General features: G+C 52.5%; 15 protein-coding genes and 1 tRNA gene. 6 read left to right on the plus strand and 10 right to left on the minus strand.

Going from position 1 to position 19,731, the window contains the following annotated elements; all coding sequences use genetic code 11:
• Window positions 1-212 precede the first annotated feature (212 nt).
• Together C2I18_RS06080 and C2I18_RS06085 are read left to right on the plus strand one after the other, a co-directional pair.
• Window positions 213-286 (plus strand) — tRNA-Arg (locus tag C2I18_RS06080).
• Window positions 287-1,629: 1,343 nt separating this feature from the next.
• Window positions 1,630-2,163 carry a CDP-alcohol phosphatidyltransferase family protein gene (locus tag C2I18_RS06085; protein WP_249900368.1) on the plus strand — a complete coding sequence of 178 codons (534 nt, stop codon included), beginning with the start codon at window positions 1,630-1,632 and terminating at the stop codon, window positions 2,161-2,163.
• A gap of 271 nt (window positions 2,164-2,434) precedes the next feature.
• On the opposite strand, the gene C2I18_RS06090 is transcribed toward C2I18_RS06085, so the two are convergent.
• The 7 genes from C2I18_RS06090 to C2I18_RS06120 form a co-directional block, all read right to left on the minus strand.
• Window positions 2,435-4,108, minus strand: coding sequence for an MGH1-like glycoside hydrolase domain-containing protein (locus tag C2I18_RS06090; protein WP_249900369.1), 1,674 nt, complete (start codon window positions 4,106-4,108; stop codon window positions 2,435-2,437).
• Between the two features lie 122 nt (window positions 4,109-4,230).
• Window positions 4,231-5,721 carry a glycoside hydrolase family 43 protein gene (locus C2I18_RS06095; RefSeq protein WP_249900370.1) on the minus strand — a complete coding sequence of 497 codons (1,491 nt, stop codon included), beginning with the start codon at window positions 5,719-5,721 and terminating at the stop codon, window positions 4,231-4,233.
• Window positions 5,722-5,749: 28 nt separating this feature from the next.
• Window positions 5,750-6,592, minus strand: a complete 843-nt coding sequence (locus C2I18_RS06100; RefSeq protein WP_249902023.1) for a carbohydrate ABC transporter permease — start codon at window positions 6,590-6,592, stop codon at window positions 5,750-5,752.
• A gap of 54 nt (window positions 6,593-6,646) precedes the next feature.
• On the minus strand, window positions 6,647-7,540 hold the full coding sequence (locus C2I18_RS06105) for an ABC transporter permease (RefSeq protein WP_249900371.1): 894 nt from the start codon (window positions 7,538-7,540) through the stop codon (window positions 6,647-6,649).
• An 89-nt stretch (window positions 7,541-7,629) separates the two neighbouring features.
• On the minus strand, window positions 7,630-9,294 hold the full coding sequence (locus C2I18_RS06110; protein ID WP_249900372.1) for an extracellular solute-binding protein: 1,665 nt from the start codon (window positions 9,292-9,294) through the stop codon (window positions 7,630-7,632).
• Window positions 9,295-9,401: 107 nt separating this feature from the next.
• Window positions 9,402-11,066: a response regulator gene (locus tag C2I18_RS06115; protein ID WP_249900373.1), complete on the minus strand. Its 1,665-nt coding sequence runs from the start codon at window positions 11,064-11,066 to the stop codon at window positions 9,402-9,404.
• A 1-nt stretch (window position 11,067) separates the two neighbouring features.
• Window positions 11,068-12,801 carry a sensor histidine kinase gene (locus C2I18_RS06120; protein ID WP_249900374.1) on the minus strand — a complete coding sequence of 578 codons (1,734 nt, stop codon included), beginning with the start codon at window positions 12,799-12,801 and terminating at the stop codon, window positions 11,068-11,070.
• A gap of 366 nt (window positions 12,802-13,167) precedes the next feature.
• On the opposite strand from C2I18_RS06120, the gene C2I18_RS06125 reads away from it, so the two are divergent.
• The 4 genes from C2I18_RS06125 (at window position 13,168) to lepB (ending at window position 15,743) form a co-directional block, all read left to right on the plus strand.
• The gene (locus tag C2I18_RS06125) at window positions 13,168-13,620 is read left to right on the plus strand and encodes a hypothetical protein (protein ID WP_249900375.1); all 453 of its coding nucleotides are present in this window, start codon (window positions 13,168-13,170) and stop codon (window positions 13,618-13,620) included.
• 75 nt (window positions 13,621-13,695) lie between these two features.
• Entirely contained in the window at window positions 13,696-14,457 is a 762-nt protein-coding gene (locus C2I18_RS06130) for a hypothetical protein (protein WP_249900376.1), read from the plus strand.
• A gap of 119 nt (window positions 14,458-14,576) precedes the next feature.
• On the plus strand, window positions 14,577-15,104 hold the full coding sequence (locus C2I18_RS06135) for a hypothetical protein (protein ID WP_249900377.1): 528 nt from the start codon (window positions 14,577-14,579) through the stop codon (window positions 15,102-15,104).
• A 30-nt stretch (window positions 15,105-15,134) separates the two neighbouring features.
• Window positions 15,135-15,743 carry a signal peptidase I gene (gene lepB, locus C2I18_RS06140; RefSeq protein WP_249900378.1) on the plus strand — a complete coding sequence of 203 codons (609 nt, stop codon included), beginning with the start codon at window positions 15,135-15,137 and terminating at the stop codon, window positions 15,741-15,743.
• A 46-nt stretch (window positions 15,744-15,789) separates the two neighbouring features.
• Here the strand turns inward: lepB and C2I18_RS06145 are convergent, their stop codons facing one another.
• The 3 genes from C2I18_RS06145 to C2I18_RS06155 form a co-directional block, all read right to left on the minus strand.
• Entirely contained in the window at window positions 15,790-16,440 is a 651-nt protein-coding gene (locus C2I18_RS06145; RefSeq protein WP_249900379.1) for a response regulator, read from the minus strand.
• Window positions 16,441-17,054: 614 nt separating this feature from the next.
• Complete coding sequence (locus C2I18_RS06150; protein ID WP_249900380.1) at window positions 17,055-18,761, minus strand: extracellular solute-binding protein; 1,707 nt, start codon at window positions 18,759-18,761, stop codon at window positions 17,055-17,057.
• Between the two features lie 75 nt (window positions 18,762-18,836).
• Window positions 18,837-19,715, minus strand: a complete 879-nt coding sequence (locus tag C2I18_RS06155) for a carbohydrate ABC transporter permease (RefSeq protein WP_249900381.1) — start codon at window positions 19,713-19,715, stop codon at window positions 18,837-18,839.
• Window positions 19,716-19,731 lie beyond the last annotated feature (16 nt).

The raw sequence follows: 19,731 nt of genomic DNA on the forward strand, positions 1-19,731 counted from the left end.
TTGAATCTGGTAGTAATCCAAGGTCTTCGGGAACAGCACGATATTCTCTTTCGCGGGGGAATTGAATTGATTAATGAGGGCACCTCCTTTATTCCGGACCTTAGTCAATTGTAGATTATAGCATATCCTTCAGCGGTTTCAAAAAAACAGGTTGAAAAAGTTATCCATGTATGATAACATAATTTTTGCTTGCTTTTGAGTAAGCTGCTTTTGTCCCGGTAGCTCAGCTGGATAGAGCATGCGCCTTCTAAGCGCACGGTCGGGGGTTCGAATCCCTTCCGGGACGTCATACAGAAACAGCCTTCCTTTGGGGAGGCTGTTTTTGCGTTTGGATGACGCTGGGTAACGCCATGCGGCTCGATTCAACGGGACTTTTCCCGTTGATTTCCCGCCTTCGCGCCTTTCGGCTCGATTCAACGGGACTTTTCCCGTTGATTTCCCGCTTTCCCGCCTTCCGGCTCGATTCAACGGGACTTTTCCCGTTGATTTCTCACTTTCGCGCCTTTCGGCTCGATTCAACGGGACTTTTCCCGTTGATTTCCCGCTTTCGCGCCTTTCGGCTCGATTTAAAGGTACTTCTACCTCTCATTTCCCGCTTTCTCACCATTCGCTCCCATTCAAAGGTACTTCTACCTCTCATTTCTCACTTTCTCACCATACGCCCTAATTCAAAGGTACTTCTACCTCTCATTTCTCACTTTCCCGCCATACGTCCTTATTCAAAGGTACTTCTACCTCTCATTTCTCACTTTCGCGCCATTCGCCTCAATTCAAAGGTACTTCTACCTCCCATTTCCCGTTTTCCCGCCATTCGGCCCAATTCAAAGGTACTTCTACCTCTCATTTCTCACTTTCTCACCATTCGCCCCTATTCAAAGGTATTTCTACCTCAGCACCTCATAACCGCGAAAACACTGGTTAGTTCAATTCACTGTGCTGTCTAAAACTATTCGGCACTATAATTAACATGCAGTGGAAGGCCGCTCAAACATGTAAGGTAACGCTCAGAGTTAATCAGATAGCCTAAGACATATCATTTTCTGCAAATCCATTAACCTATCAGAGTCTGTGAAAACCACTAACCTGCTGATTTCTGCAATTTACGTCTTACCCTTGACCGTGCTATCTATGTTACCAACCGATTGGATCAGATCATGTTACTTAAGGTATTAACAGGCCTGGAACGAACGACTTAACGTCCTTAATAAGTAATAAAGTAATATGTCTTGCCATTGAAGTCCTGAGTGTGTACAAAACAGCTGCTATATCCGCACCGCAACAGGAGCAACAACTTGGCTGTGAGCAGATCACCTGCTAAATAATGAATTCTGACATATTATAGTCTGTAGCCAACAGGTTAAAGTGTGTGTAAATACAGGCTGGTGTGCAGGCAAACGAAATAGTCGAGTATAGCCATCACTACGTACCAGGGAGGAACCGATGCCTAAAGGATCAGATAGAGGTCGCCTAAACTGTAGAAGCCCCCGCCAAATAAAAGACTGCCAACTCCGAAGAGCCCGCTGGAAGTGTGTCCTTAACCGGAACAGAAGCGGGAGAAGCGGGAGAAGCCGGGGAAGCGGCGGAAACAACAGCGGCAGCAATGACTTGCAACGGAACATAAGCGCCAACATGAATAAAACTAATCCCCTCCCCAATATTCTAAGCCTGATGCGGATGTTGTGCTCTGCGATCCTTCTATTAGTAGCACCGTTGTCTATTCTGTTCTATGTACTCTACTTACTGTGCGGGGTGAGTGACGCTCTGGATGGATACATAGCGAGGAGAACGAACAGCACCAGCTCCTTCGGGGCAAGTTTGGATAGTGTGGCTGATTTCGTTTTTATCGGTGTAACATTAATAGTTTTTCTCCCTATTCTTCATTTATCGTTATGGTTACTGTGCTGGATCGGAGCGATTACACTCGTTCGCATAAGCTCGCTGATCATCGGGTTTGTTAAATACCGGGCTTTTGCCTTCATCCATACCTATGCCAACAAGGCAACGGGATCTGCACTATTCTGTTTCCCCTTTCTGTACCACACTACCGGACTGACTCTGACCTCATGCATACTGTGCGGATTAGCGACTTATTCAGCAGTAGAGGAACTGCTTATTCATGTACGCTCCAAAGAACTGCTAAGAGACGCCAAGCGTATCCATTAAAACCAAAACCAGCGTTCATCCACACACCACACTAAGCGGCTCTAAGACACATTCGGCAGAAGGAGAGGGAGAGCCTTACCCGTTTTACCAATACACCTTCCATTATAAAAAACGATAGAAAAACGACCCCGCCTCCCGGCAGGGCCCCCGCAACTAGTTACTATTAACTCACAAGACTATTCCAATTAACACACACTACTCTCCATACAATTCACACTACTCTCCATACAACTCACACTTCTGTCCAAATAACTCACATCACCCACACCACTCACACCACTCCACGCGCACGCCCTGCATCATACTCCGGCACAATCACCCCGATATCCGAGCCTTTTTCAAACTTCCCTTCATTAAAAATAATCCGCTCGTTGCCTTGTAGGGTCACGAAGTACGTCTGTCCTTCCCATTCCACCTGCCCCTCTGCAGGCTGTGCCATCATGCCGATTAGGCTGGTCAGCTTTCCGCTGCGGTCAGTGACGGCTCTTATGCCGTATGGAAAAGAAAGATGGGGCCGCCCATTCTTGTACAGCTTCGCCCGTTCCCGGTTATTTACCAGCTCGTAGACATCGCCACCCACTGTGCGGGAATAACCCGTCGATGCTGCAACCTCCTCCCCGTGATCCATCGGATAAGGGACAAGCCCGGTGAACCACAGCTCCCCGTCCGGAGTTGGCAGAATACCGCAGGTCCGTTCCACGAAATCGAGTACGCACAGAATCGCCGGTGAATAGGTGTCCGTGTAGCCTTCTGCTCCGGTCCACGGGCTCAGTGTCTGGGAAAAACGCTCCATTCTCGCCGCCGCATTCAGAATCGGATTCATGATCCACGTCAGCTCCACAAACCGGCCATGCGCTTCAAACGCATGCGGCGTACGGATCAGCGTCAGAAAATTAGTTGTCCCCGCCCAGCTGTTGTATGCCGACGACGGGTCGAAGCGCGGATCATCCAGCGCGATGGAGGTCAGCGGGTATTTGGCGAAGAACTTGGAAGTGTTCAGCAAGTACCGCTTCAGCGCCTCATCGAACAAACTGCGGTCACCTGCCTCACAGGCCAGGACACGCAGCAGTACATCCGATTGAACCCGGACGAAGCTGTCATTACGGTCCAGATCATAGAAGAAACCGTCAACCTCGTCATAACAGTACTGAAAAAGACTCTCCAGGCTCTGCGCCGCTTTCTCCTCCCAGTCCGTTCCGCCGTCCTCACCCAGAATCCGGGCCATGCGGGCCAGATATAGGCGCTGGCAGTACACGTTGGCTGTAAGGTCAGGGGCCAGCAGCGGCAGAACCGGCGATTCCGGGCTGAACAGGCGCGGGTCCCCCAAATGCGGAGTATCCGGGATATGCCAGAAGCGCGGTGATAAGTCATGCCCGGTATCAAAAGTGCAGAACGCTTCTACACAGCCTGTTCCCCGTGTATTGCGGTACTGCGCAAGCCAGCCGTCGAATCCGGCCATGGCAGAATACATGGTCCGCAGAAATTCCTCATCCTGTCCGTTCAGGGAATAATGATTCCAGACGCTTCTGGCCAGCGGCGTTACCATCTGGATCTGCCTGTACGCCGGTCCGGCAGCCGTAACCTTATATGGGATAAGCCCGTCCTCTCTCCGGTATGCAGCGAACCGAAGGAAGGTGGCCTGTGCTACCTTAGGCATGAACCGTGACAGAAGTTCGGCATTGATCGTCCCGGTACTCTCCAGCCAGGTGCCGTGGTAAGCGCCTCCTTCATGAAGCACCGGCGTGCCTTGCTGATCCGGGACAATGCAGTCCAGCAGCTTCCGGACCGCATTGTAGTAGACGTCTTCCAGTCTGCCGGAAGAGGCGGCGAACTTCACGCCGGAGCCCACCCATTCCTGCAGCACCTGCTCATCTGACAGTTTCCCCAGTTCCCCGACGACTGCTGCCGTATCCAACCCTCTCAGCCTCTCAAGCAGTTCCTTCATTATTACGCACCATCCTCATTCACGTCTTGTTGCACCGGTTCAGCCCAGTCTTTGCGCATCGCCACTATTCTTGTCATGACTCTCAGCGCTATCCTCGCCTTTACGCATCGCCTCTGTACCAGTCATGGCTTCCCGCCCCGGTCCACATCATAATGAAACCAGTGGAACCCGGCGCTGCCGCCGCTCCCGCCGGCCGTATAGCTGAACAGCGCTACCCGCGCGCCCTTCCAGAATCCGGAGGTCATCCGGCAAGGACCGCCGAAGGAAATCCAGCCCTCACCCGGGCTGAAGAACAGCCGGGTCTCTCCGTCCAAATCAATGACGCTGCCCAGCCCTAATGTATCACCGGTCAGCTTCGGCCCGTGATATACCGTTCCTCCCGTGACCGCCCGCAGATAGATGCCGTCCGGCTCCGCGGCGGCTCCGATCCAGTTCTCCTCCCGGGCGCACAGGAAGGCGAGTCCGGCGAACTGGCCGGGCTTCATGTCCGCAACGGACAATCTGGTGCAGACGGTTCCCCGGGGGCCGATGATTTTTTGCGTTAACGTGTTGCGGGCTTCCAGCAGGCCCGGAGCTTCCAGAGCATCAAGCCGCAGCCCTGTCCCGCCAAGCGACCAATGCCCGTCTGCGGGATTATGGTTCCACTGCCACTGGAGCGCAAGCTCCGGCCCGGCAAAGTCATCCGATGCTGCCGGCAGCATCGGCTCACAGCCCTCAGCTACCCCCGGTTTGGCGTACAGCTCAACCGGTTCTCCTGCTGCGCCGATGACCGGCCAGTCCTCCTCCCAGCGCACAGGCTGGAGATGGCAGACCCGGCCCAGAGCTCCCGCACTCTGGAAATGCAGAAACCAGGTTTCCCCGCTCTTCAGCTCCACCAGTGCGCCCTGATGCGGACCGTTAATCTTCGTAGCGCCCTGGCGGAGTACAACCTTCCGCTCAAAAGGTCCGTACATACTGCGGGAACGCAGCACCGTCTGCCAGCCGGTTTCCACGCCGCCTTCGGGAATGACGAAATAGTAGTAGCCCTGTCTTTTATAAATCTTGGTTCCCTCGGCAATTTTGCCGACATACACGATAATGCCGTCATCCAGCAGCTCGCGCCCGTCCGCACTCATGCGGTGTACAATGATCGGGCCGGCTCCCACCGTGCTGTGGCCGAGGTAAGCCTGGCCATCCTCATCCCAGAACGGGCAGGGATCTTCCCAGCCGCTTACACGGACTACTTCATGCAGCGGCTCCCACGGACCGGCCGGATCGGCGGCGGAGCTCATATACAGCCCTTCATCCGGTGTGCAGAAGTAGACGTAATAACGCCCGTTATGATAGCGCAGCGCAGGCGCCCAGCTTCCTTTGGCATACGCCCGCATTTCGTCATAGGCCGGATCGATCTCGAGCCGGTCATATATTTTTCCGAGGAGACGCCAGTTCACCAAATCCCTGGAATGATACACCTGCATGCCCATAAAGTGAAAGTCCGAGCAGACCATATAGAAATCATCTTCCACGCGGATCACGTCAGGATCGGATACATCCATATTCAGCACAGGGTTGCGGTAATAACCGTTCCCCAAATCCCCCCAGCAGGACAGCCCGGCAGAATTGTTTATGCTCACAGACATCTCACCTTCCCGGATGCCCGGCTTATCCTTTGACACTGCCCATCACCAGACCCTTCATGAAGTATTTTTGCAGGAAAGGATACACGAGCAGAATCGGCAGTGCCGCCAGGAACACCTGAGCCGCCTTGAAGGTCCGGTCCGAAATCGCCGACATATCAAGCAGATCATTCGTCGCTGCCGTGCTCGGATCTACATTAATGATGATGGTCTGCAGATAGCTCTGCAGCGGATAATTGGAGGTCGAGTTCATATAGATCAGGCCGTCGAACCAGGAATTCCAGTGGAACACCACGATAAACAGCGTAATGGTCGCCACCGCAGGCTTGGATAACGGAAGATAGATGCTCCACAGTGTCCGCCAGTGTCCGGCCCCGTCGATGTTGGCCGCCTCCTCAATTTCTTTGGGCAACTCCCGGAAAAAGTTCATCAGCAGAATCACATTGAACACCGATACGGCAGACGGCAGCACCAGCGCCCAGATCGTGTCCAGCATGCCTACGCTTTTAATGGTCATATAAGTGGGAATCAGCCCGCCGTGGAACAGCATCGTTACAATGAAGAACCAGGCGTAATAATTGCGTGAACGCAGCACCTGCTTTTCCTTGGAGAGCGGGTAGGCGATCAGAATGCTGACGGCGATGCTGATGGCATACCCCAGGACCACCCGCTGGAGCGATACCCAGAATCCGTCGACAAACTCATGTTTGGTCAGGGCAAATTTATAGGAGGCGACGGTGAAATCCACCGGCCAAAGCTTGACATACCCCGCCGCCGCTGCGCTGCTGGAGCTGAAGGAGATCGCCAGCACGTTGATCAGCGGCAGAATGCAGGCAATCGCGGTGATGCTTAAGATCACGTAGTTCATAATCAGAAAAGCTTTTCGGCTGGCAGTAGGCTTATGCACATTCTTTCCTCCTTATTAAAATATCCGGTAGCCCGCATAGCGGTTGGCCAGCCTGTTGGAGACCACAATCAGCACCAGCGAGATGACAGACTTGAACAGCCCGACCGCTGTCGCCACCCCGTACTGCGCCTCCACCAACCCCAGCCTGTAGACAAACGTATCTATAATATCACCGGTGCTGTAGACCATCGGGCTGTAGAGATTGAACACCTGCTCAAAGCCGGCATTCAGCACATTCCCGAGGCTCAGCACGGTCATCAGCGTAATTATAGGCAGCATCCCCGGCAGCGTTACATTCAGCATCTGCTTCCAGCGGCTTGCACCGTCCACGGTTGCTGCTTCGTACAGGCTCTGGTCAATCCCCGTCAGTGCAGCAAGATAGACGATCGTGCCGTACCCGAAGCCTTTCCAGGTATCCGTAATTACCAGCGTGTAAGGGAACCATTTGTCATCCCCGAGGAAAAAGACAGGCTTCACCCCGAACCACCCCAGAAATTGGTTCACAATCCCGCTGGATGGCGAGAGGATATCGATCAGGATTCCGCCCAGAATGACCCAGGACAGGAAGTAAGGGAAGTAGATCGTGGTCTGGATCGTGCGTTTAAAAAAAGCGCCGGAGACCTCATTAAGCAGCAGGGCAAAAATAATCGGAATGATCAGCCCGGCCACAATCTTCAGAACCGCAATAAAAATGGTATTCCACAGCACACTTGAAAAGTTCGGCATATCCAGCATGTAGCGGAAATTATCGAACCCGATCCATTTGGAGTTGAAGATCCCTTTGGAAGGGACAAATTTCTGGAAAGCAATCACGATGCCCATAATCGGGATATAGCTGAATACCAGGGTTAAAATCACGCCCGGCAGCAGCATCAGATGCAGCGGCAAGGTCTTCAGTTTGTTTCCCATACCGTCTCTACTACCTCGCTTCCATTCTTCCGTTCCATCCGGGGAAGCGTGCTCAAGGCTGCTTCCCCGCAGATGGAATACAGAATCTCTTATTTATTTTTGGCCGCCCATTCATTAACTTCCTTCGTAATCTGCTCGCCGCCGAGCTTCTTCCAGTCCTCTACGAACTTGTCAAACGTATCGATAGACTGGCCCATGACAATCTTCGTGAATACTTCCTCCTCCATTTTCTGGAGTGTGGCATTTTTCTCAACCATGGTAGCTGTAGGAGACCCGTAGAAGGCGTCAAAAATATAGTTATCCTCCTGCACATACTGGTCAATCACATCGAAGCTGCTTGGTGTACCGAATACGCGCTCGGTTCCCCAGTTCGATCTGTCCCCGCCGCGGAAAGACAGAATCCGGTCGTAATACCCCTTATCCTCGGCGGACAAGCCGGAAGGATCATTCGCTTCAAGTGCTTTAATTGCGTTGTTATGTGCATTCAGGTTTTTCTTGGCCGGATCTGCTGCAATGAAATTGTAGAGGTAGACCGGAATATTATTTTCGCTGATGCCGAATTCGTTATTCTCCTCCGCGTTCTCGTCATAGCCCTGCATTCCAAAGTTCAGCAGTTTGAAGATAGCCTCCGGATGCTTGCTGTCCTTGCTGACTCCGTAGTACGTAGTAATCGGCATGATCCCGATCGGCGTAGCCGGTTCAGTATCGACAGACACCAGCGGCAGCGCTTTCCATTCGGCGTCCGGATCATTATCCACATTCTTCTGGATGACCGAGAGCGGTGCGGACATGGAGCCGTAGAACAGGCCAACTTTTCCTGCAGCAACCGATTCCGTCACCTTAGCCCGGTCCTTGACGCCGAACTCCTGGTCCAGCATTCCCGCCGCATACAGATCCTGAAGCTGCTTCAGTGCGTCCTTGACTCCAGGCTGAGTGCTGCCGTATACGAGCTGGCCGGAATCATCCTTCACCCATTTGCCGGGATGCACATGAAAGCCGGAGAAGTAGCCGGAGGTCCCGAAGTGGGAATCTGTCAAAAAGGTTTTGGTCAGCGCCAGCCCGAAGGTATCCGCCTTGCCGTTGCCGTCCGGATCCTTGGTTGTGAAGGCTTCCGCCACCGCCATGGCCTGCTGCATCGTCTTCGGCTCAGATAATCCCAGCTTGGTCAGCCAGTCAGTGCGCACGTACAGAATCGGCAGACCGTCTACAGCCGAGGAGGTGCGCGGCAGGGCCATCAGCCTTCCGCCAATCTTGGCCGTGTCGAAGCTGGCCTGGTCCTGCAGCATGATTTTTTTGGATAAAGGGGAAGCGTATTTCTCGAACAGGTCGGTCAGATCATACAGCATATCATTTTCGGCCAGATCGGTAAGCTGCTTGTTCTTCAGCCACATAATATCCGGAAGATCGCCGGAGGCAATCGAGACATTCATTTTCTGGTCAAACTGCTCTATAGGCACGGTCCAGTCATATTTAAGATTGATGCCCAGATCACTGGCATAGGTTCTCGTGTAAATATTGTTCTCAATCGTATCGCCATTCTCGTATTTGTATGTGGACTCCGTAAATCTCCAGCCGGTAATATCGACCGGCGGATCATATTTGGCATTGATATCAATCGTGGTGTTCTCTGCATTCGCGCTGCTGCTGTTATCTGTCCCCGCCCCGTTATCCCCTCCGTTGCCGCATGCGGAAATGACCAGCATCCCCGCTGCGCCAAGCAGTGCCATGCTCTTGATTCTGCGATTTGTCTTCATGTGAACCTCCCTAATGAATATTCTGTTAACTGGGCCCCCGGTAATTCAATGATAGAACTGATACCGCTTTCATTCAATATTCATCTCTTTACTTTTGAATCTCCTGTTTACCTGCTCAGCACAAGCGAACGGTATTCCTGGGGAGTCATATTCATAACTTTGCGGAAGGAGCGGGTGAAGTTCGTGGCGGTTCCATAACCTACCCGCTCGGCAACCTCCTGTATTTTGATATCCGGATCACCCAGCAGCTGCTTGGCTTTCCCCATCCGCGCGCCGGTAATATATTCGGACAGATTGATCTCGGTCACCTGCTTGAACAGCCGGGACAGATAAGATGGATTGAAATAGACCAGCTCGGCCAGACGGACCAGTGAAATTTCATCCGGGTCATGCAGATGCTCCAGAATATGCTTTTGAATAATTGTGACAACTGCCTTCGCTCTGCGCTCCTCCTCCTGGGTCTGGAGACTGAACAACAGCTCGCCCACCTGAATCATATACCCGAAGGCTTCCTGCCAGGAAGCATGTTCGCCGGGCTGCATCAGCTTGTGGAGTCCCACCTTGGGCGCTGCGGTATCGACCAGGTTCCAGCGGTTCATATATGTCAGGAACACGAGGCCGATCGCGTAATATACCTCCATTGCAGGGGTATAGTGCATACTGTCCACAGCGTTAAAGGTAGCCGCGCACTCCTGCAGTGTCTTTCCGAATTCCTCGCGCTGCCCATGCTCCAGCTGGTCGCCGAGCAGCTCCAGCCGGGCGTGGCGGAAGGATGGCTTCCGGCCCGCTGGCTTCTCTGTCTGGAGCATCTCCTGCCGGATCAGCTGCTTGTCCAGCAGCAGCATCCCGCCTCCCTGGCCGATTCTGTAGTTCATCATCATCTCCAGGACCGAGAACCGGCCTGCCGCCTGCTCCCAGCTGACCGGACTGTCATCCAGCACGAACGAGAGCACTTCGCCCACCGATTCCCGGCAGGCCAGCTGGATCAGCTCCAGATTGCCTTTGATAAAAGTCAGCACCTTGTTCCATTCTTCTGCCGGATTCTGTCCGGGCTGCGGCTGGATCAGCCAGATGAGATCGGACTGCTCATTAACCGTCTCTACAAATACAGCATGGGCGGAGATATACTGCCGGGCAATCAGCCGGATCCGGTAGAGCTGGCTCATCCGGTGGGAATACATCGATTTGTTCTGGAAGCTGTTGACCCGGCCCAGCAGAATTAACACAGAGTGATCGGCACGCAGCTTGATACCCAGCTCGTCCAGCTGCTCCTGGTTCATCTCCCGGATGTTCAGCTGCTCGTTCAGAATGCCTTTGATATAATCGTTCTGCCGCATTTCCCGGGTCAAATCGAGCTGTTCCTGCGCCTGCTGCAGCAGCGACTCCGCCTTCATCTCTGTCTCTATCTCCCCGACGGCCTGCCTGACCAGCTGGATTACCTTGTTGTAGCCTTCCGTTTTGAGCAGATAGCTGACTCCGTCATATTGAATGGCTGAATAAATATAGGAGAACTCATTGTGGCCGGTCAGAAAAATAACCTTGCACGCCGGCCATCGCTCCCTGATCCGGTCCAGCAGCTGCAGCCCGCTGATTCCGGGCATACGTATATCCGTCAGGACAATGTCAAAGCGGGTCCGGTCAAACAGCCTCACTGCTTCTTCCCCCGAATAGGCCTTATATACATCCAGTTCCGGCTCAGGGATGCCCTGCAGCACCTCATGCAATCCGTCAGCAATAATCCGTTCGTCATCTACTACCAGCAATCTGAACATGTTAAGGCTCCTTTCCTGTGTCCGCAATACGAATGGTTGCTTTCAGGCCGCCAAGCCCGCTCCGTTCCAGCAGCAGCCCGCTGCCCTCACCGTATTTCAGCCTAAGCCGCAGGTGGATATTCAGCAGACCGGTGGTTTCCACGTCTTTCCCTGTTAAAGAACGGTTCATGGCCTCAAGCCGCTCCCCGCTTAATTCTGATCCGTTGTCTTCAACCATGAGCAACATTTCATCGGCCGTATGCTGAAAGTGCACCTTGAGAATCCCGCCCTCCGGTCTCTGCTCCAGTCCGTGATTAAATGCATTCTCAATGACCGGCTGCAAAATCAGCCGCGGAACCATCAGCCCGCCCGCCTTCTCCGGAAGCTCTCCGAACTCAGTCACGTTGCGGCCATAAAAACGTGTGGTCTGAATTTCCGTGTATACCTTGGCATGCTTCACTTCGTCGGCCAGCGTCACTTCCTCCGTATGGCTGCGAGTAATGAACTGAAAATAAACGCCCAGCTGGTTGGTGAACTGCTCCAGATTCTCGTTGTCGCCCAGCCGGGCCAATGTGTTGAGAATGAAGAAGCTGTTGTACAAAAAATGCGGATTGATCTGGGACTGGAGCTGCTTCAGCTCCGCCCGGTGGGTCAGAATCTGCTGCTTGTACACCTGGTCAACCAGCGACTCCACATTTTCCAGCATGCTGTTGAAGCGGGCATAGATGTACCGGAACTCATCATCGACATCATGGGCGATCCGCACGGAGAAGTCCTCATGCTCCACCTTCCGGAATGCCTTGACCAGCTTGAACAGCGGCTTGTGAATGTATTTGTAGGCGTAAAGGGAATAGAGCACGATGATCAGCACCGATACGGCTGCCAGCATGACAAACCAGCTCTTGAACTTCTCCAGCGGCTCAAACACACCGCTTACCGGCACATATTTGCTCAGTACCGCATCAAAAAACGGGGAGTAAGAATACACCGCCAGATAGCGCGTATCCTGAAAGTCAACAGTTCGGGTGCTGTTCATGTCTCTATGATCCGACAGAAATGCCGGAATGACCGGGTCGGAGCTGATCTCCCTGCCTGTAGCGATCGTGTACTCCGGATTGCTAAGGAGCAGCTGCTCCTCAGGGGAATTGGCCATTTTCATCAGATTCTCCTGAAGCTTAGGTTTGGAGAACTCTACCGTAAGCATAAAAATAGGCTTCCGGCTGCTTCCCGGTGAAGTCGTAGGATAAGCTGCGCTTAAGGTTAATCCGCCGCTGTGATCACGCAGCTGGGAACCCGGCTGATTCTGCACGTCCTTCAATTCATTGAACTCGTCCAGATTCAGCGACCCTACAGTCAGCGCGGACACCTTCTTCTGGATTGAAGGAATGTAGGCGTAGACATCAACAATGTAAGTGCTGCTGTTCCGGATCGCATTCAGCCGCTGCTGCAGTCTCAGAATGCTCTCCATCCGCTCGATATTGTTCATCGATTCGGGAATGGAGCCCAGCGCATTCAGATTGTCGTCTGTCAGACAGTCATACTGCAGCAGCTGGATTCTGCGGAACTCCTGCTCCAGATTGCCGAAATACTGCGACACCTGTGAGCTCATGGAGCGGGAAATCTCCTGCTTGAGAGTGTGCACCCCCCAGTTGTAAATGATCATGCTGAGCACAAAGAGCGGCAGAAGGATGCAAATGAATGAGAAGATCAGCCTGCGCAGCACATTTTTCTTCCATGGCAGCTTGTGTATGTTCATATAACCCCCTGTATGATAGCGTTTTCTTTCACTTTGAGTTGTAGCACACCAAGGCGGCGCAGGCAATGCAAAATTAATGACGGATACGGCTCTGTCCCGTCATAAACCGCCTGAAGGTAGAAGATGATCCGGTACTTTGGAGCGAGAAGACTGGCGGGCCGGGGGAAATAACAGGCTCGGTCGGGAGACTGTCCTTGAGCCGGCAGTAGAATCCGGAAGTCTCCCGGAGGGGCGGATTGAACCTATTGTGTTACTCTGCAAAATTATCCTTTGTAGTGACGAATCGCCCGTTAAAGGGTTCTATACTTAAGTCATTCCCGCAGCGAAGCACGCTGCACACACAGGAACGAAGGAGACAGGAAAACGATGCGCAGAAGGCTGAAGACAGGAATTGCCGCTGCAGGCATTATGGCAGCACTCGGGTCAGGCAGCATCTATGCCGCCCTGGATTCCGGGAACACCTGGGGGAACTGGTATCACCATCTGTTCACCTCTGCTTCAGAGCCGGTCGCTCATGACCGGATACAGGAAGCAAACCGTGCTGCATCTGCCCTGTTGAAGGATGATGGGCTGTCCGCCGGGGCAAGCGAAAGCATCGCTGCCGAGGAGGACAAGGTGCTGGGGCAATCGCTTCATGAAATCGGAAGCCGTCAGCGCAGATACATACAGAACCTCGAAGAAGCTGCTGATGAAGCTGCCGGCAGTATTGCAGGCCAGTTTACGGCAGCGGAAGAGGAGCAAAAGCAGCAAATCGATCAGCTGCTGGAGATGGCAGCCAAGGAGCTGCTGGATCAGGCTGGCCGGAAGCTGGAACGTTAGGAAGAAGGTTGTTCGCAAGCAGTCTTGTTTTCAATGAAATTCCACTATAAACCCCATTAAAGGAGAAATGAACAAATGAAATCAGTTAAAAGCAAAGTAGCAGTAGGCGTAATCGTAACCGGACTTATGGCAGGAATGGGTACCGCTTTTGCAAGCACAGATGCCGGAGTCCAGTTCAAAGCCTGGTACAGCACAGTATTTAACACGGCTTCAAGCAAAGTAACCAAGGACATTACAAGTACTTATCAGGCGAAGCTGGGCAGCTACAATGCAGAGTATGAAGCGCTGAAAAGCTCCTCCGTGCAAAGCATCAAGGACAGCACGGAAGCCAAGCGGATTGATACCATGAAAACGATCAATGCCGCCAAAAACAACTATATCTACCAGGTAGAAAATGCAGAAAAAAGCACCACCGTTGAGACAGATTTCGCCGTGTTCGCCAGAGGGATTAACGAGCAGGTAGACGCTGTTAAGGAAGGTGCCAAAGCCTATGGGGAGACCGATCTGAAGAACAAGCTGAATGCCCAAGGTTCCGCAAGTGTAACAGAGATCAACAAACAGGTCGCTTCCCAGCAGAAATCCTCCACCGAAGATTTGACCAAAAAAATCAAGGAAGCCCAAGACAATATTAACGCCCTTGTAAAACAACACAGTGAAGCTGCCGACAAGGATATCCGCAGCCACATTGAAGCCAAAATTGCCGAGCTGAGAGCGGAGCTGACCAAATATGCCGCAGATCTGACTGCTGCTAAGCAGGCTGAAGTTGCAGCTGCCGGTGACAAAGCTCAAGCAGAAGCACTTGCTGCGCTGGATGCCATTGCCGCTTCGATTAAATAAGGAATATGCAGCAGAGGCCTCTCCTCCGGGAGACGGCCTCCGGCTTGCTGCCGACATGCAAAGGAGATCATAGCATGAGAATGAGAAAAGCAAAGGGTTGCCATTCCAAGCATAGAAGCATGAAACAGAGACTCCTGATTGGAATTGTTTCTGTAAGCACGCTAACCGTCTTCTCTACGGGTCTGACATTTGCCGATACCGATCTGAAGGCCAAGGTCCGTATTTGGGCTGATCAACAGGCCGGGTCTGCCCTGTCTGTGCTGAAACAGAGCATCAGCTCCGAGACCGAGGTGCAAAAAGCGCGTTTGCAGGAAGAGTTACGCCTAGGACTGCAGCTTCAAGCTGAGGAGATGAACAAATTTACGGAGCAGCAGCGCAGCAAGTACAGCGATGAGCTGCGGGCGCATGCCGATTCCTTGATTGCCGGGCTTGAGTTCGAAAGTGAAGAAGACAAAGCGGAGATGCTCCGTAAGCTCGAAGCCATCGCCGCAAGCGCGGAGCAGGCTATGAACCATCTGGAAGACAGCTATACGCCGCCCGCCCCTGTCATGGAGAACCGGGAACAGGCAGTGACGGCTCCGGAATCACAGACCATAAGCGGTGAAGAGACTCCATCTTCTGTTACGGACGATGTATACAGCGAATAAACGAAATGGCCGGATAAGGAGATGAACCACGTGGCAATTCCCCACCTTCAGGATTCAGAAAAAAAGGACGAAGCTCCAGTCTTACCCGGTTCAGGTAATGCTGTCTCTCCGTCCGCTGCGGGCGGCAAAAGCGGGTTCTGGGGCTGGGTGCGGTTTCTGGCTGTTCTGGGGATATCCTGTTTTCTGATCTTTCACAGCATTGGCCTGACTAGAATATCGGGAAATTCCATGAATCCCAGTCTGAATAACGGTAACGTGCTGCTCGTCAACAAATGGCCGTTGTATACGGGTTCACCCGGATTCGGCGACGTAGTTGTCATCCGTACTCCGCAGCTTCCCTACGATATTATCAAAAGAGTGATCGGCACAGAAGGTGACACTGTAGCTATTAAAGACGGAACTGTCCTGGTTAACGGGCATGATTTCCCTGAACTGTATGCTTACGGCATTCCGGAAGATATGGACGAAGTGTATGTAGGTGCGGGCGAAGTCTTTGTACTCGGCGACAACCGCACTCCGGGAGAAAGTCTGGACAGCCGCAGCCCGGAGCTGGGGCTTGTCCCGGAAGAGTATATTACGGGTTACGGATTCATAAAACTGATTCCCTGGGGAGCTATTGCACGTCCCCTGGAGTTCTAGCCTGCTGTTCCTTCACGGGAATGGCGGGCTGTTCCTGCTTGTCCTGTTAAACGCTCCCGGCAAAAAGCTTCTGGCTGGCCTGGACATTGTGACTGTGAAAATACAAAGCGGCCTTGGTCCGGTCCGGAAGATTGAGCTTCGACAGTATCTGGCTGACATGCTTCTTCACCGTATATTCCGTAACGATCAGTCTTGAAGCAATCTCTCTGTTGGACAGCCCTTCACTAAGCATGGCGAGCACTTCCTGCTCTTTGGGTGTCAGATCATATTCATTATCTGCCGTCTTCTCCATCAGCTTGGACTCCAGTAGTTCAAAATCATAGTACCTCCGGCCCCTGCCGACATGCCTGATCGCATACAGCAGCTCTTCCGGCAGCGCTTCCTTGAGCAAAAGTCCTTCCACTCCAATCGACAGCGCCTTGCTAAGCTCGGAAGGATGAAGCGAAGAAGTCAGATAGACAAACTTGCAGGCGGCTCCGGCATGCTTGAGCTTTTCGATGACATCCAGGCCATTCTGCTGGTTAATCCGGTTGTTCATAATACACACATCGGGCTGCATGGATTCAATGAGTGCCATGGTCTCTTTACCGTCCGATGCCTCGCCGCAAATCTCGATATCGGGATCCCCCGACAAAATGGAAGTGATGCCTCTGCGTACCAGTTGATAAGGATCGACCACGATTACTTTGACTAACATTTGCAAGTCCGTACTCCCTTCTCCCAAGAATCTAGGTGTTCAGTCCTGTTAAAAATAAGATAAGATATGTAAAAAGTCCTATTTCTAACTATACAATTCTTACCAAAAACCGTCAATGAAGTTTTTCTCTGTATTTTGGTACATTTGTCGTTGTTTGAGGTACTTCAAAGACATGACGGTACGGCCTAAGTGTACTTTGTACAGCTAATCCGCCGCATTTTTGGGATAATTTGAGTTTAGTTGTATTCTGTACAGTTAAAGTCGGGGATTCTGTCCAAAAATGCTTGTTCCGGTGATTATAGTTGCAGCGAATACAGTTATATCCCTTACCCGCCACTTTTCACGAGGAACAGGTGTACAAAGTGCAATTATCTCCTCTCAGAGCACCTTCCCGCTGCTGACACGGCCATTATAAGGTCCCGCGCCCGCTCCGCAATCCCGACCACATAATAGAGTCTCTAAGAGACTCTGCCCTGCCTTGCCTGCCTTGCATGCCTTGCATGCCTTGCCTGTCTTGCCCGGCTCCACCCGGAACGTCCTGTAAGCATAAAATACAGCGGACGGCCGGATATCCGGCCGCCCGCTATGGCGCTTACTCTCCCTCTATTGGACTGCTACAACCCTTTTTTCTTGAGGTCATCCAAATGGCGCTGGTACATCACCTTTTCCACTTTTTCTGCGCCGACCTGATCCATCTGTTTCACAAATTCATTGTAGGCGGCATCGAATTCGGCGTCGGATTTGGACAGAACCAGCTTCGGAATCGTTTTGTTCCACAGATCCTTCACCTTCGCATTGATTGTGCCTTCTGCGGTTGCGCCGTCCGGCTCCAGGTTTTCCATGCCGAGCGGGTAATTGTCGAAATTGTATTTCTCCAGCATCTTCATCGCCTCGAATTGCACCGGCTGGCTTTCTTTTAAATCTCGTGCAGAAGCATCATCCCACAGCTTGCCGGCTCTCATGAGCAGATGTGAATTGTTGAAGCCGTACTTGGAGTTGAACGTGGCGTTGTCCTTGATGGACATCTCTAAGATTTCCGGTTTGTACTTCGGAAGCCCGTCAACCATGTCATAGGTTTCACCTTCGGTACCGTATCTCATATCCAGCTGGCCTTCATCTGACCAGGCATATTCCGCGAACTGGATAATGCGCTCCGGGTTTTTGGCATTCTTCGTAATGAACAGCCCCTGCCAGCCCATTAAGCGGGAAGCCGGATAACGCGGGTCCTGACCATCTACCTTCAGGCCGTCCAGAATGGTGTACGTCTGCTCCTTGCCGAGTGTGCTTTCAATTTTCGGGTTGTACTGTGTATACATATTCGTCATGAACTGGGAGGCTACTGCATATTGCGCGCCGTACAGCTTTTCTTCATATTGTTCCTGCTTGTAGATCAGCAGCTGCGGATCAAACAGGCCTTCACTGCTCAGCCGGTTCAGGAACCGGAAGGCTTCAATAAATCCTTGGTTGCGCATCGGGTACTCCACAATTTGCTGGTCATCCTTCACCCGCTCTTCAAGCAGGTGCGGCGAGAAGGAATAGATCAAATAGTCCATCGAGTTGCTGCCATGGAAACCATTCTTCGCCACGTCAAAGAACTCCACGCCTACAGGGCTCACATCCGGGAACTTCTCTTTGGCCTGCTTAAGCGCGTTGACGAGATCATCCGGTGTCCCGATAGCAGGGCTGCCGATCGCCGCATAAATGTCAGAGCGGATGAACCAAGGCCGGACCGGAGTGATCGGCACGCCGCTGGTCAGACGGTCTGCGGTCTCATACAGGTTCGGGAGATACCAGAGCTTGCCGTCGATGGAGTGGTATTTGACCATGTCGGGGTCCAGCTGGGCTTTGAGCTCTGGCGCATACTTGTCCATCAGCTCATCCATGGAATAGACCATTCCGTTCTTGATCAGCTTGGTCACTGCCGGGTTGTTCCAGTCCAGCATGATGGTATCGGGAAGGTCCCCTGAAGCAATCATGGTGTTCAGGTAGTCATCATCGCTGCCGGTTGCCAGCTTGCGGTCGATGGTGACACCGGTTTTTTCGGTAGCAAGCTTCATGGCAAACTGGTCTTTCCACAGATAGTTGGACGCCCAGTTGCCGTAGAAATATTGGGTGAAGGTGAATGGCGAAGTATCCTTCTTCCAGGACGGGCCAGTCTCGGCTGCCGGAGCGGAAGCCTGGGCATTTCCGCTGTCCGCCGCAGCCGTTTCCGCAGGAGTTGCATTGGTATTGCTGTTTGCATTGTTTCCGGAATTACAGCCTGCCAGCATACTCATTGCCACAATGGCAAGCGCGCTTATCTTGAAACCCTTTTTGTTCATAAACTGACCTCCCTGATATTTGTAATTGCTGTTTGCTATATGCATGAACGCCCGGGCCGGAAATCCTGTTCCGGCTTATCCCTTCACCGAGCCTATCATGACTCCCTGGACAAAATATTTCTGGACGAAGGGATACGTAAATACGATCGGCAGCGTCGTAATGACCATCGTCGCCAGCTTCAGCGAGGCCGCTGAGACTGCCCCGTAGCCAAGCTGGCTGGCCAGCTGGCTGACATTGCTGTTGGAGCTGATAATCTGCATCAGAATCTGCTGCAGGGTCAGCAGCTTGTCGCTGCCGAACAGCATCGCGTCATACCAGGAGTTCCAGTGGAACACGGCGTTATACAGCGCAATCGTGGCCAGCACCGGCTTGGATACCGGAAGCACCAGCTGGAAGAAGATCCGCAGATCATTGGCACCGTCAATTTTGGCCGATTCTTCAATCTCCTTCGGCAGTGCCTTGAAAAAAGTCAGCATAATGATCGCATTAAAAACATTGAACAGATTCGGGATGATGTAGACCAGGAAATGCCCTTTCAGATGAAGGTATTTGGCCACTACCAGATAATAGGGAATAATGCCGCCGCTGAAATACATCGTAACAATCGCCAGCAGCAGGAATATCCGCCGTCCAACCAGCTCGGTCTTGGAAATCCCGTAAGCAAAAGCCCCAGTGAACAACACCGCTGTCGCCGTGCCGAGAAGCGTACGGGCAATGGTGACAACAAAGGCGCGCAGCATATTCTCGTCCTGGAACACAATCCGGTAGTTGTCAATGGAGAATACGCGCGGCCAAAAAGTTATCCCGCCCCGTGCTGCATCCGTCGGATCATTAAACGAGGTAATCAGTATGTTATAGAACGGATACAGTGTGATCAGACACAAGGCGAGCATGACAACAATGTTAAACACATCGAATACCCGGCTGCCTAAGCTTCGCGAATGGGTTAGCATACGTTCCTCCTCCTCC

The sequence above is a fragment of the Paenibacillus sp. PK3_47 genome, assembly GCF_023520895.1.
GTDB lineage: Bacteria > Bacillota > Bacilli > Paenibacillales > Paenibacillaceae > Paenibacillus_AQ.